The sequence below is a fragment of the Ruegeria profundi genome (assembly GCF_049800715.1).
Classification (GTDB): Bacteria; Pseudomonadota; Alphaproteobacteria; order Rhodobacterales; family Rhodobacteraceae; genus Ruegeria; species Ruegeria profundi_A.
In genome coordinates this window covers 152,803-175,120 of record NZ_JBNAFO010000006.1, presented here as the reverse complement: position 1 = coordinate 175,120, position 22,318 = coordinate 152,803, and the positions used below count along the sequence as shown (strand labels likewise).

Here is a 22,318-nt window from a genome sequence, read left to right as displayed (position 1 = left end):
ATGATCCCCGAAACCATGCATGCGGTTCAACTGACCGGCCATGGCGGTATCGAGATGCTGGACTACCGCTCGGACGTCCCGGTTCCGACGCCTGGGCGCGGAGAGGTGCTGATCCGGGTCGCTGCCGCGGGCGTGAACAACACCGACATCAACACGCGGATCGGCTGGTACTCCAAGGCTGTTACCGAAGACACCAATTCCGGCGGTGCCTCGGGTTTTGAGACTGTGGACGATGACGATGCCAGCTGGTCTGGCACGCCCTTGACCTTCCCGCGCATTCAGGGTGCCGATGTCTGTGGCTATGTTGCTGCCGTAGGCGATGGGGTCGACCCGGCGCGCGTTGGCGAGCGTGTAATCGTGCGCAACATGCTGCGGACCTATGTGGACTACCGCCCTTTTGAATGCTGGACCATCGGCAGTGAATGCGATGGGGGTTTTGCCCAGTTCTGCGTCGCGCCTTCTCAGGAAACCCATGCCGTGAATTGCGACTGGGAGGATGTGGAACTGGCCGCCATCCCCTGCGCCTATTCCACCGCCGAGGGTATGCTGCACCGCGCCAGCGTCGGGGCTGAGACTGTTCTGGTCACCGGTGCCTCGGGCGGTGTTGGGTCAGCCGCGGTGCAACTGGCGAAACGGCGCGGCGCGTATGTGATCGCAATGTGTTCACCCGCGAAAGCCGAGGCTGTTCGGGCTTTGGGCGCAGATCGCGTGCTGGACCGCAACGCCGATCTAGTGGCTGAACTGGGTGAAGGCTCGGTCGACGTGGTGGTCGATCTGGTGGCCGGCCCGCAATGGCCCAGCCTGCTGGACGTGCTGCGCCGGGGCGGGCGTTATGCGACCGCCGGGGCCATTGCCGGACCGATCTGCGAAATCGACGTGCGGACGCTCTACCTGAAAGACCTCACCCTGTTTGGCTGTACGTTTCAGGAGGACATCGTGTTCGAAAACCTCGTGAAATACATCGAGGCCGGAGAAATTCGCCCTGTCGTTGCCAAGACTTATCCGCTGAGCGAGATCGCGACGGCGCAGGAAGAGTTTCTGACCAAAACACATACCGGGCAGCTGGTGCTGATCCCGCCGCAGGTGACCTCATGAAAATCCGCAAGATCGAGCTTTTTGAGCTGCATCTGCCCTATGCGGGTGGCTCTTATGAGCTGTCGGGAGGGCGCATTTACACCGGGTTTGACAGTGTCATCGTCTGTATCACCGCCGATGACGGGACCGAGGGATGGGGTGAATCCACGCCCTTCGGCCCGAACTACATCGCTGCCCATGCACGGGGTGCCCGCGCCGGGGTTGAGGAAATCGCCCCTTATCTGATCGGCTGGGACCCGCGCGATGTGGACCGGATCAATGACGCTATGGATGAGGCTCTTCTGGGTCACAACCATGCGAAATCGGCGCTTGATCTGGCCTGTTGGGACCTGTTCGGCAAATCGGTTGGTCTGCCGGTCTATAAACTGCTGGGCGGTGCGACGGGTAATCGCCTGCCCGCGATCAGTTCGATCTACGCGGGTACGCCCGAGGATATGCGCGCCCGCGTCGCGGAACACCGCGCGACGGGCTATATGGGCCATTCGGTAAAGGTCGGCGCTATTGATTCCGAAGGCGGCCCTGCGCTGGACGCCGAACGTATCGCGGCCTCATTGGCGGATCGGCAACCGGGCGAATATTTCATCGTTGATGCCAATGGCGGACTGATCCCGGAAACCGCGCTGCGGATGCTTCGCGCCCTGCCGAACGGGCTGGATTTCGTACTGGAGGCCCCCTGTGCCACATGGCGCGAGACGCTTTCCCTGCGCCAGCGTTGCGACGTGCCGATCATTCTGGACGAACTGGCGCAGGAGGACGGCGATATCGCCAAGCTGGTGGCGCTGGACGTGGCCGATGGCATCGGGCTGAAAATCTCGAAAGCCGGAGGGCTGACCCATGCCCGCCGTCACCGCGACATCTGCCGCGCCGCTGGGCTGACGATCAGTGTGCAGGACACGGTGGGGTCAACCCTGTCTGCCGCGTCGATCTTCCACATGGGTGCAACTGTGCCCGAAGGGCTGCTGCGCTGTGTTCTGGACCCGCGCGACATGGTGACGATCCAGACCGGGGCGTTTGACGCCCCAATCGAAAACGGTGGCGTGCTGCCGCCCGATGCGCCGGGCCTCGGCGTGACAATGAACCGGGACCTGCTGGGGCAGGCCGTCGCAATCTGGGAAGACTAAGACATGTTTCAGGACAAAAACGCCCTCGTCACCGGCGCGGCCGGAGGGATCGGGCAGGCCATCGTCAACCAGCTGCGCGCACAGGGTGCTCGGGTCGCGGTTGCGGATCGCTCGACCGATGGGATCAAGGCCGAGGTGCATCTGCCCGGGGATCTGCTGGACCCGGCCTATTGCGATCAGCTGGCCTCAGCCGCGCAACAGGCTTTGGGCGGCCTCGATATCGTGATCAACAATGCCGGCGTCATCACCCGCGGCCCGGTGACCGAGACCTCGGACGCCGACTGGACCCTGTCCTTGGGCGTGAATGTCGAGGCTCCGTTTCGGATTTGCCGCGCTGCCATTCCGCTGATGGCCGAGGCGGGCGGTGGAGCCATCGTCAACACCGCCTCCTGCTGGGGCGGCAAGGCGCCGGGGCCGAACCATGCGCTCTATTGCATGACCAAGGCGGCGATTGCCTCGCTGACTGAATGTATGGGGATGGATCACGCGCATCAGGGCATCCGCATCAACGCGGTGTGCCCGAATGAGGTCAACACGCCGATGCTGCGCTCGGGCTTTGCCCAGCGCGGGTTTGATCCAGACGAGGCCGTGACCGAACTGGGTAAGACCGTGCCTCTGGGCCGGATCGCCGAGCCTGAGGATATTGCCGATGTGGTCCTGTTCCTCGCCTCGGATGCGGCGCGCTACATGTGCGGCACGCTGGTTGAGGTCAATGGCGGGAAGCCGGTTGCATGAGGCGGTTTGAGGGCAAGGTTGCGCTGGTCACCGGCGGTCGCTCCGGGATCGGGCAGGCCATCGCGGCACGGCTGACGGAGGAGGGCGCGCGCGTCTTCACCGCTCAGCGTGGTGGAGATGACCGGTTCGAAGGGATCACAGCCGATTTCACCGATCCAGCTGTGCCTGCACAGGTGGTGGTCGAGGTCATTGCCCGCGCCGGACAGCTGGACGTTCTGGTCAACAACGCCGGGATGATGCAGGAGGCCCGCGTCGAAGAGATGACATTGGATGACTGGCAGAAAAACCTGACCGTCAACCTGACCGCGCCATTTCTGATGATCCAGGCCGCTTTGCCCCATCTGCGCAAGACAAAGGGCAGCATCGTCAATACCGGCTCGATCGAGGGACTGGGCAGCAATCCAGGCCACGCAGCCTATTGCGCGTCCAAGGCCGGGTTGCACGGGCTGACCCGCGCCGTGGCGGTGGATCACGGAGCCGAGGGTATTCGCTGTAACGCCATCGCTCCGGGCTGGATCGACACCGAGCTGAACCTCGACTTTATCGACTCAATGCCCGACCCGGATGCGTTTCGCCGGGATATCGGCCAGATTCACCCGGTCGCGCGCACTGGCAAGCCCGAAGAAGTGGCCGCATTGGCCGCGTTTCTGGCCGCGGAGGAAAGCGGCTTTATCACAGGGCAGGTCTACACGGTCGATGGCGGGCGGATGGCAAAGTTGAGCTTGCCTTGATCCCCGTGCCATAGGTTTGAGCGCTTACCGCAGGTCTTGCAACTGCGTCAGCAATTCGGTGCTGATGCTGACACCCTCGGCCTGAGACGCGGCGCGGTTCTTCAGCCGCCCGTCACCGGGTATGCGCGCGGTGCCGTTGCCTTCGATCTCGGAACAGATGCGCGTAACATAGTCGTTGAAACCGGCATTTCCGAACCGTGTCGGATCAATCGCGATCAGGGTCGCGCCGCCCTTGACGTTCAACGCGCCATGCGCCTCGCGCTCGGCATTGTCGACCGATAGGGTCCCTCCGGCCAGCGCCGCGCCCATGACCTCGATCAGGAAGGCGATCGCGGCCCCTTTGTGCTCGCCGAACGGCAACAGGCTGCGGGTTTCCAGAATGGCGTTGGGATCGGCGCTGGGCTGGCCGTCCGGGGCCAGACCTGCAGGGCGCGGCAGGTCATGCCCTTCGGCGGCGGCCATGCGGATATCCATCAAGGCCACTGTCGAGGACGCCTGGTCCCAAACGATGGGTTCCATGCCGTCGCGCGGGCAGGCAAATGACATCGGGTTGGTGCCAAAGACCGGGCGCACACCGCCCTGAGGCACCACCATCGACAGTGAGTTGACGACAGCCAAAGCCACCAACCCCGCATCGGCCAGCGGTTCGGTGTCAAAGCGCAACGCGCCGAGGTGGTGACTATTTGCGCAGGTAAAGGCAGCGATCCCGTTTTCGCGCGCCATTGCGATCAGCTCGTCCCGTGCTGCGGCCGCGGCGATCTGGTAGTATCCATTGTCTGCGTCACCACGCAGAACGCCCGGTGCGATACGCTCGAACGTGGGGTGAGCGGCGGGGTTGGCATAGCCCGAGGTAAAGCTCTGCGCGTAGACCGGTAGCATGCGCAAACCGTGGCTGCGCGGGCCGTCACGTTCGGATTTCACGACGATCTCAGCGATCATGTCGCTGCCCGTATCATCCATACCCGCAGCCACAAGGACGGACTTCGCCAATTCCCTAACCTCTTGAAGTGAGAGCGTTTTCGTCGAGATATCGGTCATTGGCAGAATCCTGTCCTTGTGTTTGTGAAAGGGACCGCAAGCCCCCTTGTTGTTCTTGTCAGGCGCGTGCGCGGGCGCTGGAGGGATCAACGGCGCAGGTGTCGATGACCTCGGCCTCGCGCATCTCGTTATGGACCAGAACCTGCATTCTGGTGCCCGGGGCCGTCATGTCCTGCGGCACCAGCGCCATCGCGATGTCGTGGTTGCAATAGTATGAGAACCCACCCGAGGTGACGCGCCCGATCAGTTTGCCGTCGGAATAGACACCTTCGTCAAACATCACTGAGGTATCGCAATATGGCAATTTCAACGTGACCAGAGTGTTGTATCCCCCCGCATCCTGCTGTTTCAGCAGCGCGGGTTTGCCGATGAAGTCCCGTTCGACCACTTGCCCGCCGATCTTCTCAGTCATGGCGACGAACCGGCCCAGATCGACCTCATACGGGGTCAGGTCTTTGCAGATCTCGCGGTTGATGGCGCGGTAGGATTTCTCGAGCCGCATGGACTCCAGCGCTTCAAGGCCGAACGGTTTCACGCCGGCCTTCAGCAACAGATCCACGAGATGACGGTTGTAGCCCGCCGGATGGTGCAGCTCCCATCCCAGCTCACCGGTGTAGGAGACGCGCAGCAGGTGAACGCCCTTGGCATAGCCGACCTCGCCCATTTGGGCCGAGAGCCACGGGAAGGCCTCGTTCGACAGATCATTGTCGGTCAGTTTCGACAGGATCTCGCGCGATTTCGGACCGGCCAGAGCGATCACGCCCAGCTGTTCCGAGATGTCCTCCATCACGACCGAGCCGTCTTTGGGCAGCAGACGCTGCATCTGGTCCCAGTTATAGGCCTGCCAATTCGGGGTCGAGATCAGGTAGAAGTCATCCTGCGCCTTGCGCACGATGGTGTATTCCGCATCCATCCCGCCCTTGTCGTTCAGCATCAGAGACAGGGTCATGCGCCCCACATTGGGCAGTTTGTTCGCCATCAGACCGTCCAGCCATTTGGCCGCGCCCGGCCCGCGCACGGTGAATTTGGTCATCGGAGACATCTCGATGAAGCCCGCCTCTTCGCGGGTGCGACGCACTTCTTCCTGAACCAATTCCATATGATTGGTGCGACGGAAGGAGTGTTCGGAGATCGCCTCTTCGGGTGATTTGGCGAACCAGCGCGGGAATTCATAGCCATTGAAGCTGGTCCAGACGGCGCCATGTGCAGTCAACAGATCGTATGAGCCCGCGGTTTTCATCGGGCGAGCCTCGGGGAAATCCTCACCGGGGATGTGCGCATTCATATGGGTGCCCCATGTCTCACGCACCTTGTCCATGGTCCACCGTTTCGAGGCATAGTCCGAGAACCGGCGTGGGTCGAGTTCCGACATGTCCATACCCGGATCGCCATCCACGATCCACTTGGCCAGACGGTTCCCGACCGTGCCGCCCCACAGGATGCCGCCGGGCATCCCTTCGGCCAGCCACAGGTTCTCGTGCCCGGGTGCAGGGCCGGCCAGAGGCAGCTCGTCCGGGGTCATCTGGAACGGGCCGCGGGTGTTGGCCTTGATGCCAACCTCGCCCAGCGTCGGAACCCGTTCGATGGCGCGTTCCCACTGGGTTTCCACGGCGTCGAAATCTTCGGGCAGAAGATCGGCGCCGAAATCCGGTGGCACGCGATCTTCGGCGAACAGCTTGAGGTTCTTGGTGAATTCATAGGGGCCAAACTGGATGCCGCCCACGTCTTCGCGCAGATAGGCACCATAATCCTCGTCCCGCAGGATCGGGAATTCCGGCAGGCCCTGTGCCTTGCGTTCTTTCAGCAAGGGCACGGTCTCGGTTGTCCAATATTGGTGAACGATCGGGATACAGGGCAGGTCGAGCCCCACACGGCGCGCGTTTTCACGGGCGTAGTTGCCGGTGGCAAAGATCAGATGCTCGCAAGTGATCTCACCCTGGTTGGTGGTTACCTTCCAGTGGCCGTTATCCAGTTTTTCATAAGAGGTGGCTTCGGTGTTCTGATAGACTTTGGCCCCGGCATCGCGTGCCAGCTTGGCCAGCGCCATGGTGATGTCGGCGGGGTTCACATAGCCGTCTTCTGTGTGCAGGATGCCGCCACGAATATCGGGGCTTTGGTTCAGCAAGGGGTGAACCTCGGCAATCTCTTCCGGTGTCAGCAGCTTGCACGGCACCCCGGCGGCCTCGGCGATCGAGATATAGGACTGGAACTCATCCCAGCGCTTTTCGGTATTGGCAACGCGCAGCTGGCCCACTTTGCGAAGGCCCACCGAGGCGCCCATCTTTTCCTCAACCTCGGAATAGATGCGGATGGTCTCCATGGTCATCTTCGACACGTTATGCGAGCGCACAAAGGTCACAAGCAGACCGGCGGCATGCCATGTGGACCCGGATGTCAGCGTCGTCCGCTCCAACATCACCGCATCCGTGCAGCCATGTTCGGTCAGACCATACAGGATCGAGGCCCCAACGCAGCCGCCCCCGACCACAACTACTTTCGCATGTGACTTCATCGTATGTTTATACCGTGTTTGGTTTGCCAACAGTGTTTGGAAGCACCTTTCCGTCAGTCGGTCATTTGCGCAATTGGAAAAATATTTCACTCTGAATGAGTTGAAGTCACTCAAACCGAACATGTGCCTTATGAAACGCGAAGGGTACCCAAATCCTCCGCCAGGGTGAGCCAACCAAAAGCCCTATTGATGAGCTGCCATTGTGTGTTGGACGGTGCTCCTGCTTGATCCGTGCAGCAGGGCGGCCAGTTCTTAGGCGAAAACCGGTGCAATGGCGGCGTCGTGAACCTTGAGCCATTGCCTCTTGCGGGCCGAGGCCCTAGCTTAACGTGCAGTCAACGATAGCAAGGCAGGATTTTGGTGGTTTCCCTGGTTCGTCGCGTGGCACTGGCCGCGCTGCTTTCATCCTCGGTCGCAATCCCGGCATTTTCGGATACCGGGTCCGGGGCCTATTTGGCCGGACGTCAGGCAATCTACGAAAACGACTATGCCGCCGCCGAAAGGTACTATGCGCAGGCGTTGCGGTCTGATCCGCAGAACGCATTGCTGTTGGAAAGCGTCGTCGTCGCGCGGCTGGCGCTGGGCGAAGTTGAGCGCGCACTGCCCATCGCTGAGACGATTGAAGAGAATGGCCTTCCGAGCCAAGCAGCCCGGATTGCCATCGCCGCAAACCTGATCGCAGAGGGCGATTGGGTGACCCTGCTGTCACGTGATCCCGAAACGCAGGGCGTGGGTCCATTGGTCGATGGGTTGATGATTGCGTGGGCCTATCTTGGTCAGGGTGAGATGACCAAGGCGATGGAGCAGTTCGACTCGGTTACAACCCAGGAAGGGTTGCGCGAGTTTGCCCTCTATCACAAAGCGATGGCTTTGGCGTCGATCGGTGATTTCGAAGGGGCCGAGGCGATTTTCGCAGCCGATGACGGGGTCGTGGCCCGGTTCACCCGCCGCGCCGCGTTAGCCCGGACCGAGGTTCTGTCGCAGCTTGACCGGAATGAGGACGCTCTGACCTTCCTTGCCGATGTGTTTCAGGCCGGAAGCGATCCGTCGATCGCAGATTACACAAGCCGATTGTCAGACGGTGAAACACTGCCCTTCACCCATGTAAGAACGGCGCAGGATGGCATGTCCGAGATCTTCTTTTCGGTCGGTGCCGCGTTGAATGACGAGGCCGCGCCGGACTACGTTCTGCTCTATGCTCGCACGGCCAGCTTCCTGCGGCCCGATCACGTCGACGCCCTTCTGATGAGCGCTGAGCTCCTGTCGGAACTCAACCAGCTTGATCTTGCGGTCGAAGCGTATCGCGCGGTTCCCAAGGACAGCACCGATCACCACGTGGCCGAACTGGGCCGGGCTGATGTTCTGGGGCAATCCGGCAAAACCGATGCGGCGGTTGAGGTTCTGCAATCGCTGGCTGCGGAAAAGCCTGATCTTCCCAGTGTCCATGTCGCATTGGCCGATCTGCAGCGCCGTGAGGAAAACTACGCCGCCGCCGTTGACTCATACAACACGGCGATTGATCTGGCCGAGGGTGTCTCGGCCGCGAATTGGTTCCTTCACTATGCGCGCGGGATTTCTCATGAGCGCCTCAAGCAATGGGATCAGGCCGAAGCAGATTTCCGTCGCGCGCTCGAGCTGAACCCGGATCAGCCGCAGGTTCTGAACTATCTGGGCTATTCGCTTGTCGAACGTCGCGAAAAACTCGATGAGGCGCTGTACATGATCGAACGCGCCGTCGCGGCTCGCCCCGACAGTGGTTATATCGTCGACAGCTTGGGCTGGGTCCTGTTCCGCCTTGGTCGCTATGACGAAGCGGTCGAGCATATGGAGCGTGCGGTTGAGCTGATGCCGGTTGATCCGGTGGTCAACGACCATCTGGGCGATGTCTACTGGGCCGTCGGACGCGCCCGCGAAGCTGAGTTCCAGTGGAAACGGGCTCTGTCCTTTGTTGATCCCGAAGACACCGATGGTGAGGCTGATCCCGAACGCATCCGACGCAAGCTCGAGGTCGGTCTGGATACGGTTCTGTCCGAAGAGGGCGCGGATCCGTTGAAGGTTGCCAATGGCAACTAGCGGCTTTGCGCCCGCCAAGGTCAATCTAACCCTGCATGTCACCGGCCAGCGCGCGGATGGCTATCATCTGTTGGATTCGCTGGTGGCTTTTGCTGACATTGGCGATCAGCTGGCGTTTGAGCCGGGCGAAAGCCTTTCGCTCTCGGTCAGCGGAGAGCATGCCGACGGGGTTCCGACGGACAGCCGAAATCTCGTCTGGAAAGCCGCCGAGGGCACCGGTTGGACAGGCCATATCACGTTGAACAAGGTTCTGCCCCATGGCGGCGGCATTGGCGGAGGGTCCTCGGACGCGGCTGCCAAGCTGCGCCACGCGGCGGCGCAAGGGTTTGATATCCCGCCGCATCTTCCGACCGCGTTAGGGGCCGATGTACCGGTCTGCATGGTGGCCGAGGCTGCGCGGATGCGGGGGATTGGCGAGCAGGTGGACCGGGTCGCTTTGCCCCCATTGCCTGTCCTGCTGGTCAATCCTGGGGTTGAGGTTCCGACCGGATCGGTCTTTAGCGCTATGTCGTCGCGGGACAATCCGGGCTTGCCGGATCAAATCCCTTCATTCGCAGGCGTGGAAGATTGCGCCGCTTGGCTTGCCGTCCAAAGAAACGACCTTGAACAGCCCGCCATAAGCCAGGCCCCGCAAATCGGGCGTGTGTTGGAGGAATTGGCGGACACAAGGGATGTGCTGCTGGCCCGAATGTCGGGGTCAGGGTCGACCTGTTTTGCGCTCTACCCGTCGATGAAGGCCGCGCATTTCGCAGCCTATGAGATCGGCGCGGCCCAGCCAGATTGGTGGTGCCGCGCAACTATGCTCAGTTAAGGCGCGAGACCACGTAGTCGGCCAGATCGCGCAGCAGAGTGCGGATTTCGTGATTTGGCAGAACCACAAGCGAGGCTTTGGCCTTGTTCGCCCATCCCAGCGCGTCCTGACGGGTCGCCTCGAGCGTCTGGTACTTGTTCATAAGCCCAAGCGCATATTCCAGATCGCCATCCTGCTGGCGGCCTTTTTCGATCGTGCGCTCCCAGAAGATACGCTCATCCGCTGTGGCCTGCGCAACGGCTTTGATCACAGGCAGGGTCAGTTTGCGCTCGCGGAAATCGTCACCCACATTCTTGCCGGTTGCCTTGCTATCACCCTGATAATCCAACAGATCGTCAGCAATTTGGAAGGCAATGCCCAGGGCATCGCCATAGTCGAACAGAGCTTTGACCTGCGCGTCTGAGGCTTCCGCAATCACGCCGCCAACTTCGGTTGCTGCGGAAAACAGAGCCGCGGTCTTACCGCGCACGACCTGCAGATAGATGCTCTCATCCGTGTTCAAATCGGTGGCGGCGGTCATCTGGAGCACCTCGCCTTCGGCAATCGTTGCCGAGGCATTGGCGAGGATGTCCAGAACGCGCAGCGACCCTGTTTCAACCATCAGCTGGAAGCTGCGGGAAAACAGATAGTCGCCCACCAACACACTGGATTTGTTGTCCCACAACAGGTTCGCTGTGGGCCGCCCGCGTCGCTGGGCGCTTTCGTCGACCACATCGTCATGTAACAGAGTCGCGGTGTGAATGAACTCAACAGTCGCGGCCAGACGCACGTGATGCTCGCCCGAATAGCCAAACAGCCGCGCCGCCGCCAATGTCAGCATCGGGCGCAGGCGCTTGCCGCCCGCTTCGACCAGATGCGCGGTCACCTCGGGGATACGGGGCGCGTGTTCGGACGCCATGCGGGTCCGGATCAGCGTATTCACCGCCTCCATTTCGCCGGTCAACAGTTCGGCCAGCCGTTCGTGCGGCTTCGAGATTGTGCTGATGCCCATCACACTCCTGATACAAGGCTCGACTTTCGCCTTGCCTTGCCCTTACATCCATCCCCATGAAAGAACTATTGCGCAGCACCGATCCGACAATCCTGGCCTTTGCATCCGCTCTTCTTGAGGGCGAGGATATAGACTGCTTTCAGATGGACGTAAATATGAGCATCCTCGAAGGCGGCATCGGAATTTTCCCACGCCGTCTGATGGTTCGGGCTGACGACCTGACCCGAGCAGAGCGTGTGATGCGCGACAACGAGATCCCGCTGGGGCGATGACCGGGTTCAAGGAGGATGAGCTAAGCCGGAACGATTTCCTCGGCGGGCGGTTGCGCCTGTGGCAACCCGTGTCGGGCTATCGCGCGGGGGTCGATCCTGTTTTGCTGGCGGCCAGCGTGCCCGCAACCTCTAGTCAGTCGGTGCTGGAGCTTGGCTGCGGGGCAGGGGCGGCAATCCTGTGCCTTGCGACACGCGTCCCCGGTTTGGACCTGTGTGGTGTTGAACTGCAAACGGCCTATGCGGATCTGGCCCGCCGCAATGCCACAAAAAACAATATGGTGTTGGAGGTCGTTTCGGCTGATCTGAATGAGCTGCCCTCCGATCTGAAGCAGCGCCAGTTCGACCATGTGATCGCCAACCCGCCCTACTATCGCGCAGGCGCGCACACTGCAGCTACGGACAGGGGGCGCAGTGTGGCTTTGGGGGAGCAGACGCCTATTGCCGATTGGATTGATGTCGCGGCCAAACGGCTGGCCCCGCGCGGCTATCTGCACATGATCCAAAAGGCGGATCGCCTGCAAGATATGCTTTTGGCCTGTCGGGGACGTCTGGGCTCGGTCGAAGTGCTGCCGCTTGCGGCCCGCGCGGGGCGAGAGGCCGAGCTTGTGATTCTACGGGCCCGCAAAGGTGGGCGGGCGGCCTTCAGGCTGCATGCACCTATCATCCTGCATGCGGGACAACGACATGAGCGCGACGGTGACAGCTATACGCCGGAACTCTCGGATGTGCTGCGGCAAGGCGCTGCGTTGGGGCCGTTTCACGTCAATCGGCAATGACCAGCCGAATTTGTCGGATTTATCACTTTTTCTTCGCGTCTGCGGCGTGACAGGCTGGAAACGATATGCTCAACTTCTTACGTGACATCTAGACACGTAAACAAGGAGGATCGCCATGAGCGTGAGCGCACATCTGACGGAACTGAAGAAGAAGCACGAATCTCTCGGTCTCGAAGTGGAACAAGCTCAACGCGCGCCAGGCATTGATGATCTTCATATCGCCCAGCTAAAGAAACAAAAGCTAAGGCTGAAGGAAGAGATCGAGCGCTTATCGACCTAACCTTTAAGACTGGCGCGCGCCGCAACCACGGCACCGCCGGTGATCAAGACCGCCGCGATCGCCAATGTCCATGTCGGCATGGCGATCCCGGCAAAAACCAGAACCACGGTAGACAGCAAAGGCGCCGCGTAAGAGCTGGTGCCCAGCATCTGAATATCGCCCTGCTTGACCCCGATATCCCAGACATAGAACGCCAGACCGACCGGCCCCAGACCAAGGGCCAGTGTCGATAGCCAACTGAGCGTGGTGTCCGGCCAGACTGGTGCCTCAAGCGCGAAATGCAGGCCCCATGAGGCGATCGCCGTGAACACGCAGAAAACAGCGACCGAGCTTGTGGGCGTTTCACCCAGTCTCCGCGATAACACGGAGTAGCCTGACCATGTCAGAGCGCACAGGAACGCTAGCGCGTATCCCGGTAGGTGGTCGGCTTGAAACCCGGCGCTGCCGCCTCCGGTGATGATCAGCGCAGCCCCGGCAAAGCCCAAACAGGCCCCGATCAGGTGGCCCGCGCGCAGATTCTCTCCGGGCAACAGGCCCGAGAACAGGACGATAAGCAGCGGCCAGAGATAGGCAATTAGCCCCGCCTCGGCCGCCGGGGCCATCCGAAGGGCCGAGAAGTATAGCGCGTGGTAGCCGAACAGGCCCACCGTTCCAAAGGCGTAGACTTTCCAGCTGATGCGGCGCAGCTGGGACAATCCACCCGATCGCCACGTCCAGACAAGCCCCAAAGTACCGCCGATACTGAAGCAGATTGCATTCAGCAGCAGCGGCGGTGTTGGGGCTGACCCGACTGTGAACAGGGCCAGCAGCGCCCAAAGCAAAACCGCAATGAAGCCGATGGCGGTGGCGCGTTGTCTGGTCATGTGGATGAGACGTCTTCTACGGGAACGATGGTGAATTCATCCGAGATATGAGCGGTTTTTTCAATCTCCGCAACAAACCAATCGCGAAATGCTGCGACTTGAGGCCGGTTCTCCGCGCCGGGCAGGCAGAGAAATCGAAAGCGGCCTTTGGTCTCGATCGCGGTTTTAAACGGCGCGACAAGCCGCCCTTCCATCATGTCCTTGATGATCATCGCCCGTCGCCCCAAGGCCACGCCCACTCCGGCGACAGCCGCGTCAATCGCGTGGTCTGCGTTGGAAAAATGCGCCCCGTGGGTCGGCGTGAACTCGACGCCAACAGCGCGGAACCACGTCGGCCAATCCGCCGGAGGTTTCAAAAACGCAATCGAATCGTCATGTATCAGAGGCGCGTTGCGCAGGCTTTCGGGAGTCGTGAACTCAGCGGCCAGTTCGGGTGTCATGACAGGGGTTAGCCACTCTTTGCGAACCGGCAGGCAATAGAGGCCATCATCCCCGCCATAGCCAAACCGGATCGCGACATCCACGTCGTCCCTCTCAAGGTCCATATTGCGCAGGGTGGCTGAGAACCTCAGGTCGATTTCGGGATGGGCGCGGGCAAAATCGTAAAGGCGCGGAGCCAGCCATTTGGCCGTCAGCGCAGGTCCGGCCGTCACGGTGAGGGTGGTGTTGTCCTGCAGCCTTCGTGTTGCGGCCCATGCCGCCTTGAGTGACGCAAACCCCTCGGCAGCCCCTGGGGCGAGCGCTTTGCCCGCCTCGGTAAGCTCGACAGCGCGATTCAGGCGGCGAAACAGCGGATGGCCCAAATGGTCCTCAAGCGACTTGATCTGGAAAGACAGCGCCGCGGGTGTGACGTTCAACTCGTCTGCGGCCTTGGCGAACGACATGTGTCGCGCGGCGGCGTCAAAGGCACGCAAAGCGGTGAGAGGGGGGAGGCGATCACTCATGTCACTTAAGTAATACTTATCTGAATGCTTGAAAACTCTCGTTTGTGCCTTTTTCAATCAAGGGTCATGCTTAGGACAAGTCAAGTTCAGCTTTAGCAAAGGGGATCCGCCATGATCGAGATGTCAACAAACCCGTCTGTCCAGATTGCAATTCGTCGTGCCCATGAAGAGCGCAGCAGGCTTGTTCACAAAGTTCTGGGATGGGTATTTGGTTCCCGCTGACCGCAGCGCGCGCGGACTTACGGGATAAAGAAGGGCCGGTCCAAAAGGACCGGCCCGTTTTCGTTCAGTGCGCTGAAATCAGACGAAGAACTGAGCGCCGTTGGCCGAGATGGTCGACCCATTGATGAACTGCGAATCGTCCGACGCCAGGAAGGCGACGCAGCGCGCGATTTCCTCTGGCTCACCCAACCGACCGGCCGGAATCTGGCCGATGATCGACTCGCGGACCTTCTCAGGCACGGCCATGACCATTTCGGTGGCGATGTAGCCTGGGCAGATCGCGTTGGCGGTGATGCCCGCACGCGCGCCTTCCTGCGCCAGCGACTTCACGACACCCAGATCGCCCGCTTTGGTGGCTGCGTAGTTCACCTGAGCGAACTGGCCTTTCTGACCGTTGATCGAGCTGATGACGATGACGCGGCCAAACTTGCGTTCACGCATGCCGGGCCAGACGGGGTGTACGGTGTTGAACACACCGGTCAGGTTGGTGTCGATGACTTGATGCCACTGTTCAGGCGTCATCTTGTGGAAAGGTGCGTCGCGTGTGATGCCCGCATTGGCGACGACGATGTCGATGGGGCCAACCTCGGCTTCGACCTTTTCGATGCCCGCTTTGGATTCGTCATAGTCGGCCACGTTCCACTTGTAGGTGGCGATGCCGGTTTCCTCGGTGAATTTCGCTGCGGCTTCGTCATTCCCCGCATAGGTGGCGGCAACATTGTATCCTTCGGCCTTGAGCGCCTTGGAAATTGCTGCGCCGATGCCGCGAGAACCGCCGGTTACGAGTGCTGTACGTGCCATGGATGACTCCTCCAGTTTTGGTCGTCTTGGTAATTCTGTTACTCTGAGAGAGAATGTTGCGCAATATCGTTTCGTGTTCGATCTTGTCTTTCTGTCTGGCGATATTGTCGCAGCCGTTGTGTAAAGCTTGATTGTAACAAAAAAGGGCGTCCCGTGGACGCCCTTTTCTATTTAGATGTCAACGCACTTAGTCGCGCTCCACGCAGAGGGCGACACCCATGCCGCCACCAATGCAGAGGGTGGCTAGACCCTTCTTGGCATCACGGCGCTTCATTTCGAACAGCAGCGTGTTCAGAACACGGCAACCGGATGCTCCGATCGGGTGGCCAATGGCAATCGCGCCACCGTTCACGTTCACGATCGACGGGTCCCAGCCCATGTCTTTGTTCACGGCGCAGGCTTGCGCGGCAAAGGCTTCGTTGGCTTCGACCAGATCCAGATCGTCAACCGACCAACCTGCTTTCTCCAACGCTTTGCGCGAAGCGTAGATCGGGCCAACGCCCATGATCGACGGGTCAAGACCGGCAGTGGCGTAGGATGCGATACGGGCCAGAGGTTCAATCCCGCGCTTTTCGGCGTTCTCAGCCGACATCAGCAGGGTCGCCGCCGCGCCATCGTTCAGGCCCGAGGCGTTTGCCGCAGTGACCGAGCCGTCTTTGGTGAAGGCCGGGCGCAGTTTGGCCATTGCTTCCATTGTTGCGCCGTGACGGATGTATTCGTCCTTGTCCATCACGATGTCGCCCTTGCGGGTTTTGATGGTGAACGGAACGATCTCATCTGCGAACTTGCCTGCGTTTTGCGCAGCCTCAGCCTTGTTTTGCGAGGCAACGGCGAATTCGTCCTGCATGTCGCGGCTGATCTGCCATTTCTCGGCGACGTTTTCGGCAGTTTGACCCATATGGTAGCCGTTGAACGCATCCCACAGACCGTCGCGGATCATGGTGTCGATGTATTTCATGTCGCCCATCTTGTGACCCGCGCGCAGCGCAGCAGCGTGGGGGGACAGGGTCATGTTTTCTTGGCCACCAGCGGCGACAATATCCGCGTCGCCCAGTTGGATGTGCTGAGCACCCAGGGCAACAGCGCGCAGGCCCGAACCACAAACCTGGTTAATGCCCCAAGCCGCGCTTTCCTGCGGCAGCCCGGCGTTAATATGCGCCTGACGTGCAGGGTTCTGACCCTGAGCGGCGGTCAGGACCTGACCCATGATGGTTTCGCTGACTTCGCCTTTGTCGACGCCGGCGCGTTCGACGACGGCTTCGAGGACGGCAGCGCCCAGATCATGTGCGGGGGTATTGGCAAACGAGCCGCCAAAGCTGCCCACACCTGTACGTGCGGCGGATGCGATTACTACATTGGTCATATAATTTGTCCTTTACCGTCGTGGTCCAGCGGGAAATGTGACGACGCGGACCGCAGAGGGCCTCCTCTGCCCGTACCAGAGCGCCAATTTCTCCCCCCTCTAGTGCCTTCTGCAATAGCGCAATGCTGCACTTGCAGCAACGGACAGCTTGCCTCAGGCGGCAATCAGGCAGGTATTCGCGCGGCGGTGGGTCAACTAAGTCCCTGTTTTGGAATTTCTTTCTGCCTTCCAAGGCGGCGACAGCGTCGGTGCTCCAAACAGAAAACCCTGCATGCAATCGACGCCGCTTGCGCTCAGAAAAGCTGCGTCTTGCGGGTTTTCGACTGATTCGGCTGTGACCAAAATTTCGAACTCTCGCGCGACTGCGATCAATGCACGGACGAGTGCCTGGTTGTCGGGGTCGTTGCTGATGCCGCGAATGAATTGACCGTCGATCTTGGCGGCATCGAACAGGAATTCGCGGAAATGCCGAAAACTGAAATTGCTTGCGCCGAAATCGTCCAGAGCAAAGGCAATACCACGCTCCTGCAACCTGTCCATCAGGTCGATCACCAGCTCGGGCACCTGCATCGCGGATTTCTCGGAAATCTCCAAAATCAGCCGTTCGCCCAGATTGCTGTCCCGTTTGAGAAAGCGGTCCAGAATACGGGACCAGTGCGAATACCCGATCGAGCGCGCCGACATGTTGATCGACAGCCGGATCTGAGGGTTCCTGACCAGTGATTGCAATCCCATCTCAAGCGCTATGCAATCCAACTCGCGCCCGATTGGCGTGTTTTCCACCTGAGGCATGAATTCTCGCGCAGGGATGACCCGCCCTGTTTCATCCAATACGCGGATCAGCCCTTCGTAGAAGGCAACGTTATGAGGGGCCTGAGCCTGCATCACCGGCTGAAATGCCAGTTTGCATTGTTTGTGCCGAACCGCATCCGACGCCATCTGCAGTACAGATTGATCCCGACCGGAAACCGCCGAGGTCAAAGGGCTGTCTGGCCCGTCCTCGGCATCTACAATTGTCTTGTCTCGCATGCGCGCTGATCCCGAATGGCTCTTCGGTTGCAGTGTCGCAGGAAACAGATGAAGCTGCGGTTAATGCAGGTGATGATTAGCGCGCAGATTGCCACGCATGGCTGAGCGAGGCCGCTGCCCCGAACACTGCGCCCATAGCGCCAAGGATCATCATGGAGAACCCTATCAGGACAAGCGCTGATGCTGCCGTTGCGATGGCGGCGAACATGGCCAGAAGCACGCCCAGCAGTCCGACTGTGGTTGATACGGTTGTTACTCGGGTCATTCCGGCCTCCGGTCACTGGTTACGTCACGCCTGAAGTTCCATATGGACCGTTCAGGCCGGATTTCAACCGAAGCGGCGTGGTGCAACGCCGGGATCAGGCCTGTTTTGCTGCGGAATTAGGCAGGTTTTCGCGGGTTTGCTCGAATCCGGGCGTTCCGAGATCTTCGGGGTGGCGGGCCAGATGCTTTGCCTTGATCTGCGCTGAGCTGTCTCGGCTTCCATCATGGCTATAGCCGGGCGGGGCAAAACAATAGGCGAGGCGTTGCTTCAGCGTCAGCCCCGGTTGGGTCGCATCGCGCCATATGCCGACCCATTCGTGAAAGGCTACGCGCAGCGGGTTGAAGGTGGCGATGTTGTGAACCAGCCCATAGTCGACGCGGTCGTTTTCTTGTTCGGGGACAAAGGTACCGAACATCTTGTCCCAGATGATGAAAACGCCAGCATAGTTGCAATCCAGATAGCGCGCGTTGCGGCCGTGATGCGCCCGGTGATGGCTAGGGGTGTTCATGACCGCTTCGAACCAGCGGGGCATTTTGCCGATGGCTTCTGTGTGAATCCAAAACTGGTAGATCAGGTTGATGCCGCCCACGAACAGCACCATCGCCGGGTGAAAACCCAGCAGGATCAGCGGCGCACGTACCACCATCATGAAGGTAAACGTATAGGTCCATGTCTGCCGCAGCGCGGTGGTCAGGTTGTAGTGCTGCGAACTGTGATGGTTCACATGGCTGGCCCAGACCCAGCGGATACGGTGGCCAAACCTATGCACCCAGTAGTACCGCAGGTCATCCAGCACAAAGCACAGGATGATGATCGGGATCGACGTACCCAGATCGAGCGGCGTGATCCGCCACAGCCACATGAAGAACCCATAGGCGATAAACCCCAGAAGGAACCCCGACGCAATATTGCCCGCCCCCATGATCAGAGAGGTCACCGCATCGCGCGTCTCATACCTCCCGCCGCGACCTTTGACGGCGATCCAGACGAACTCGGCCAAAATGGCGGCGATGAAGAACGGGACGGCCCATTGGACGGCATCGGGAAAGGTGATCTGGTCGGTCATGCGGGCTCCATCAGGTTGCGCCAGTGGGGGCGCTCGAGGTCATCCAGATGGATGATGGCTTTGGGTGTGCCGAAATCGTGGAACAGAATCTCGAACCCGTCGGTGCGATCCAGCAAGTCATAGTCCAGCAGATGCTGCGCCACAGTATCCGCGCCAAAGGACCAGAGGAGACCCGGCCCTTTTTCCGTCCGCACCAGCGCGGCGTGGCGATCATGGGAAACCGTGACGTCGATAATTGTGTCTTCCGGGAAATGCCGGACCCATTGATCGCGCGCGGTTTCAGGAGACAGAACGCACCGCTGCGATCTGCCGGTCAGATGCAGCAACAGAGTGACCCCGGCAATTCCGCCGACCACAAGCACCAACAGAATTTCCAGTGGCATTCCATCCTCCTGCGCACAGAGTGCGGATCGGAGGATGGGCTGTCAAAGGTGGCGTTGCGTCAGCTTTGGCACAAGCTGGACCCAGAGATTCGTTGGGCTCTCAATCCTAGTTTGCGATCGTGTAGACGATTGCGTCGCCCTTGCCCTTGTTGCGAACGAACTCGACCTGATTGCCTTCTATTTTGACTTTCAAGCAATCCTCAGGGAATTTCTTTTGCCCAACGACGACGTTTCTGCACCAGTAGCGTTTGCTCCATGCCCAGGCACCTGTGAGCTTTGCGTTGTTGCGACCTATGCCTTCTATTTTACCATCGGACGATATGATCAACCAAGTATCGCCGCTGACCAGTTTTTTGTCGGCCACGGCTTCGATAAACTGGTTTTGTTTCTTGAGATCCTTGGCTCGCGCATCGGTACCCAATCCGGAAATGAAAAAAGCACCTGCGGCGATCGCAATAATTAGTCTCATCAAAATCCTCCCACTCATTACAGGCGGGAGGATAGCATGGTTTTCACCAGTATCTAAACCCTTTAGCTGTTGGCTTCGACCAGAGTCGAAATGATCGCCTTCGCACTGTCCGAGTTCCACTCGGCATCGCCGATCAGGCGGGCGATTTCGTTCCCGTCGGGGTCGATGATGACCGTGATCGGCAAACCGATAACACCCATCTCACGCGCCACGGCTTGTGAGGGGTCCTGATGGCGTGGCAGGTTGTCGATGCCGTTTTCCTCGAAGAACTTCTTGATCCCGGCAGGCGAGTTTCGCCCGGTTGCAAGGGTTAGAACCTCGAACTTGTCGCCTCCGAATTCGTCCTGTAGCTCGGCGATCTGGGGCATTTCCTTGCGGCAGGGCGCGCACCAGGTGGCCCAGAAGTTAAGCAGGACGTATTTGCCCTTGTAGTCCGCAAGTGAGGCCGTGCCGCCATCATCTTCCAGTTGGAAATCAACCGGCGTCACCGGCTTGGGTTCTTTATGCAGGATCAGCCGTTTCAGGCTGTCTTCACGCAAGGGGCCCAGCGTTTCGGCATCGGTCGCCAAAGCGGCATTTGCACCCAGCGCAAGGGCCATATAAAGGGGGATCAGACGAAATAGGCGCATATCAACTCCGGGTTTTCTTACATGACCGATCAATCCTCGAACCAGATGTGGGGCGGCCGCTTTGCCGCCGGTCCAGACGCGATCATGGAGGCAATCAATGCCTCGATCGGGTTCGATCAGCGGATGGCAGCCCAGGACATCGCAGGCTCGCGCGCCCATGCCGCTATGCTGGCGGCGACAGGCGTAATTAGTGATAGTGACGCGCAAGCCATTCGGGAAGGGCTACTCACAGTCTTGTCAGAAATCCAGAACGGTGAATTTCAGTTCTCGACTGCGCTCGAAGACATCCACATGAACGTCGAAGCGCGCCTGAAAGAGGTGATCGGAGAGCCTGCAGGCCGTTTGCACACGGGGCGGTCGCGCAATGATCAGGTGGCAACCGATTTCAAACTGTGGGTGCGTGACCAGTTGGACGCGGCAGAAACCGGCCTTCTGGCCCTGATCCGCGCGCTTTTGGCGCAGGCCGAGGCCGGGGCGGATTGGGTCATGCCGGGCTTCACTCACCTGCAAACGGCGCAGCCGGTGACCTGGGGCCATCACATGATGGCTTATGTCGAGATGTTTGGCCGCGATCTCAGCCGTGTGCGTGATGCGCGCGCCCGGATGAACGAATCTCCCCTTGGTGCCGCCGCGCTGGCCGGAACGTCCTTCCCTATCGACCGCCACATGACGGCCGAGGCGCTGGGCTTTGACCGCCCCGCCGCGAACTCGCTGGATGCCGTCAGCGACCGCGACTTCGCGCTGGAGTTTCTGTCCAATGCCTCGATCTGCGCCGTTCACCTGTCGCGCTTTGCCGAAGAGCTGGTGATCTGGTCCTCGGCTCAGTTCCGGTTTGTGACGCTCTCGGATCGGTTCTCGACCGGGTCCTCGATCATGCCGCAGAAGAAAAACCCCGACGCAGCGGAGCTGATCCGCGCCAAAGTCGGCCGCATCTACGGCGCACACACCGCGCTGATGATGGTGATGAAAGGCCTGCCGTTGGCCTATTCCAAGGACATGCAGGAAGACAAGGAACAAGTCTTTGACGCTGCCGACAACTGGATGCTGGCGCTGGCCGCGATGGAGGGCATGGTCAAGGACATGACCGCCAACCGCGACAGCCTTGCTGCCGCTGCGGGGTCAGGATTCTCGACCGCGACCGATTTGGCCGATTGGCTGGTGAGGGTTCTGGGCCTGCCGTTCCGCGACGCTCACCATGTCACGGGTTCGCTGGTTGCGATGGCTGAAAACAAGGGTTGCGACCTGCCTGATCTGACCTTGGAAGACATGCAGTCGGTCCATGCGGATATCACCGATGACGTCTATTCTGTTCTTACTGTCCAAAACTCTGTAAGCTCTCGTCAGTCCTATGGTGGCACCGCCCCGGATCAGGTGCGGGCGCAGGTTGAGCGATGGAAGGCGCTGGTGTGATGACAGTTCTACGCATAGCGGTGATTGTGGCGGCTGGGTTCGCGCTGGCCGGGTGTGGCGCGGATGGTGAGCCGGTTCAGCCAACGGCAAGCGTAGGTGTCGGCGTCGGCTCAAGCGGAACGCATGTGGGCGGAGGCATCGGCTTCCGCCGCGGGGGTTTTGGACTCTACCTGGGCGTTTAATCGCTGATCTCGTTGTAATTCCGGGTGAAACACCCAAATAGGGTCTGGCTCGCCAAGGCGCGGCCCTTCGTTCTAGTACTCAGAGACTGACTTCATGCGAGTTTTCGTATTTCTTCTGGCGCTCGTCGCGCTTGCGGCTTGCGAGCCGACCTCCAGCCAACGGCCGGCGCCGCAAAAAGAGCCCAGTTCAACCGGAGTCTCAGTTTCCGGCTATGCGCGTGTCGGCGTGTCGAACGATTTCTGAACGCCCTGCGGCG

At 60.2% G+C, this 22,318-nt stretch carries 24 protein-coding genes; 11 read left to right on the top strand and 13 right to left on the bottom strand.

Going from position 1 to position 22,318, the window contains the following annotated elements:
- Genes ACP15L_RS12005 through ACP15L_RS11990 form a run of 4 tightly spaced genes read left to right on the top strand, consistent with a single transcriptional unit; the run spans position 1 to position 3,682 of the window.
- Positions 1-1,095, top strand: coding sequence for an alcohol dehydrogenase family protein (locus ACP15L_RS12005; RefSeq protein WP_425084331.1), 1,095 nt, complete (start codon positions 1-3; stop codon positions 1,093-1,095).
- Positions 1,092-2,216 carry a mandelate racemase/muconate lactonizing enzyme family protein gene (locus ACP15L_RS12000; RefSeq protein ID WP_425084330.1) on the top strand — a complete coding sequence of 375 codons (1,125 nt, stop codon included), beginning with the start codon at positions 1,092-1,094 and terminating at the stop codon, positions 2,214-2,216. Before ACP15L_RS12005 ends, ACP15L_RS12000 begins: the two co-directional genes overlap by 4 nt.
- 3 nt (positions 2,217-2,219) lie before the next feature.
- Positions 2,220-2,951, top strand: a complete 732-nt coding sequence (locus ACP15L_RS11995) for an SDR family NAD(P)-dependent oxidoreductase (protein ID WP_425084329.1) — start codon at positions 2,220-2,222, stop codon at positions 2,949-2,951.
- The gene (locus tag ACP15L_RS11990; protein WP_425084328.1) at positions 2,948-3,682 is read left to right on the top strand and encodes an SDR family NAD(P)-dependent oxidoreductase; all 735 of its coding nucleotides are present in this window, start codon (positions 2,948-2,950) and stop codon (positions 3,680-3,682) included. The genes ACP15L_RS11995 and ACP15L_RS11990 overlap by 4 nt, the downstream gene beginning before the upstream one ends.
- A 24-nt stretch (positions 3,683-3,706) precedes the next feature.
- On the opposite strand, the gene ACP15L_RS11985 is transcribed toward ACP15L_RS11990, so the two are convergent.
- A complete protein-coding gene (locus ACP15L_RS11985; protein WP_425084327.1) occupies positions 3,707-4,720 on the bottom strand; it encodes an Ldh family oxidoreductase in 1,014 nt (337 codons plus the stop codon).
- Between the two features lie 58 nt (positions 4,721-4,778).
- Positions 4,779-7,232 carry a GcvT family protein gene (locus ACP15L_RS11980; protein ID WP_425084326.1) on the bottom strand — a complete coding sequence of 818 codons (2,454 nt, stop codon included), beginning with the start codon at positions 7,230-7,232 and terminating at the stop codon, positions 4,779-4,781.
- A 357-nt stretch (positions 7,233-7,589) separates the two neighbouring features.
- Between ACP15L_RS11980 and ACP15L_RS11975 the strand changes: the two genes are divergently transcribed.
- Together ACP15L_RS11975 and ACP15L_RS11970 are read left to right on the top strand one after the other, a co-directional pair.
- Positions 7,590-9,305 carry a tetratricopeptide repeat protein gene (locus ACP15L_RS11975; protein WP_425084325.1) on the top strand — a complete coding sequence of 572 codons (1,716 nt, stop codon included), beginning with the start codon at positions 7,590-7,592 and terminating at the stop codon, positions 9,303-9,305.
- Positions 9,295-10,116 (top strand): 4-(cytidine 5'-diphospho)-2-C-methyl-D-erythritol kinase, encoded by an 822-nt coding sequence (locus ACP15L_RS11970; RefSeq protein ID WP_425084324.1) that lies wholly within the window; start codon positions 9,295-9,297, stop codon positions 10,114-10,116. Before ACP15L_RS11975 ends, ACP15L_RS11970 begins: the two co-directional genes overlap by 11 nt.
- Here the strand turns inward: ACP15L_RS11970 and ACP15L_RS11965 are convergent.
- The gene (locus tag ACP15L_RS11965; protein ID WP_425084323.1) at positions 10,109-11,107 is read right to left on the bottom strand and encodes a polyprenyl synthetase family protein; all 999 of its coding nucleotides are present in this window, start codon (positions 11,105-11,107) and stop codon (positions 10,109-10,111) included. The genes ACP15L_RS11970 and ACP15L_RS11965 overlap by 8 nt on opposite strands.
- Before the next feature lie 56 nt (positions 11,108-11,163).
- Here ACP15L_RS11965 and ACP15L_RS11960 point away from each other — a divergent pair, with 56 nt between their 5' ends.
- From ACP15L_RS11960 to ACP15L_RS11950, 3 genes are all read left to right on the top strand, one after another.
- On the top strand, positions 11,164-11,379 hold the full coding sequence (locus tag ACP15L_RS11960; RefSeq protein ID WP_037316655.1) for a DUF2007 domain-containing protein: 216 nt from the start codon (positions 11,164-11,166) through the stop codon (positions 11,377-11,379).
- Complete coding sequence (locus ACP15L_RS11955; protein WP_425084322.1) at positions 11,376-12,155, top strand: tRNA1(Val) (adenine(37)-N6)-methyltransferase; 780 nt, start codon at positions 11,376-11,378, stop codon at positions 12,153-12,155. Before ACP15L_RS11960 ends, ACP15L_RS11955 begins: the two co-directional genes overlap by 4 nt.
- A gap of 115 nt (positions 12,156-12,270) precedes the next feature.
- The gene (locus ACP15L_RS11950) at positions 12,271-12,435 is read left to right on the top strand and encodes a YdcH family protein (protein WP_170379030.1); all 165 of its coding nucleotides are present in this window, start codon (positions 12,271-12,273) and stop codon (positions 12,433-12,435) included.
- On the opposite strand, the gene ACP15L_RS11945 is transcribed toward ACP15L_RS11950, so the two are convergent.
- The 10 genes from ACP15L_RS11945 to ACP15L_RS11900 form a co-directional block, all read right to left on the bottom strand.
- The gene (locus tag ACP15L_RS11945; protein ID WP_170661210.1) at positions 12,432-13,298 is read right to left on the bottom strand and encodes an EamA family transporter; all 867 of its coding nucleotides are present in this window, start codon (positions 13,296-13,298) and stop codon (positions 12,432-12,434) included. The two genes, ACP15L_RS11950 and ACP15L_RS11945, sit on opposite strands and share 4 nt — an antisense overlap.
- Positions 13,295-14,242, bottom strand: a complete 948-nt coding sequence (locus tag ACP15L_RS11940) for a transcriptional regulator GcvA (RefSeq protein WP_170462641.1) — start codon at positions 14,240-14,242, stop codon at positions 13,295-13,297. Before ACP15L_RS11940 ends, ACP15L_RS11945 begins: the two co-directional genes overlap by 4 nt.
- A 300-nt stretch (positions 14,243-14,542) precedes the next feature.
- Entirely contained in the window at positions 14,543-15,265 is a 723-nt protein-coding gene (phbB, locus tag ACP15L_RS11935) for an acetoacetyl-CoA reductase (protein ID WP_425084321.1), read from the bottom strand.
- 187 nt (positions 15,266-15,452) lie between these two features.
- Positions 15,453-16,628 (bottom strand): acetyl-CoA C-acetyltransferase, encoded by a 1,176-nt coding sequence (locus tag ACP15L_RS11930; protein ID WP_170379022.1) that lies wholly within the window; start codon positions 16,626-16,628, stop codon positions 15,453-15,455.
- A gap of 195 nt (positions 16,629-16,823) precedes the next feature.
- Positions 16,824-17,657 carry an EAL domain-containing protein gene (locus ACP15L_RS11925; RefSeq protein ID WP_170553627.1) on the bottom strand — a complete coding sequence of 278 codons (834 nt, stop codon included), beginning with the start codon at positions 17,655-17,657 and terminating at the stop codon, positions 16,824-16,826.
- Between the two features lie 76 nt (positions 17,658-17,733).
- Positions 17,734-17,922 (bottom strand): hypothetical protein, encoded by a 189-nt coding sequence (locus ACP15L_RS11920; protein WP_170553624.1) that lies wholly within the window; start codon positions 17,920-17,922, stop codon positions 17,734-17,736.
- Between the two features lie 94 nt (positions 17,923-18,016).
- A complete protein-coding gene (locus ACP15L_RS11915; protein ID WP_425084320.1) occupies positions 18,017-18,988 on the bottom strand; it encodes a sterol desaturase family protein in 972 nt (323 codons plus the stop codon).
- Positions 18,985-19,371, bottom strand: a complete 387-nt coding sequence (locus tag ACP15L_RS11910) for a hypothetical protein (RefSeq protein WP_170379014.1) — start codon at positions 19,369-19,371, stop codon at positions 18,985-18,987. Before ACP15L_RS11910 ends, ACP15L_RS11915 begins: the two co-directional genes overlap by 4 nt.
- 106 nt (positions 19,372-19,477) lie before the next feature.
- Complete coding sequence (locus tag ACP15L_RS11905) at positions 19,478-19,840, bottom strand: hypothetical protein (RefSeq protein WP_425084319.1); 363 nt, start codon at positions 19,838-19,840, stop codon at positions 19,478-19,480.
- 62 nt (positions 19,841-19,902) lie between these two features.
- A complete protein-coding gene (locus tag ACP15L_RS11900) occupies positions 19,903-20,469 on the bottom strand; it encodes a TlpA disulfide reductase family protein (protein WP_170462648.1) in 567 nt (188 codons plus the stop codon).
- A 21-nt stretch (positions 20,470-20,490) separates the two neighbouring features.
- Between ACP15L_RS11900 and argH the strand changes: the two genes are divergently transcribed.
- Complete coding sequence (gene argH / locus ACP15L_RS11895) at positions 20,491-21,879, top strand: argininosuccinate lyase (protein WP_425084318.1); 1,389 nt, start codon at positions 20,491-20,493, stop codon at positions 21,877-21,879.
- A complete protein-coding gene (locus ACP15L_RS11890; RefSeq protein ID WP_170469036.1) occupies positions 21,879-22,061 on the top strand; it encodes an argininosuccinate lyase in 183 nt (60 codons plus the stop codon). The genes argH and ACP15L_RS11890 overlap by 1 nt, the downstream gene beginning before the upstream one ends.
- The last annotated feature ends 257 nt before the right edge of the window (positions 22,062-22,318 follow it).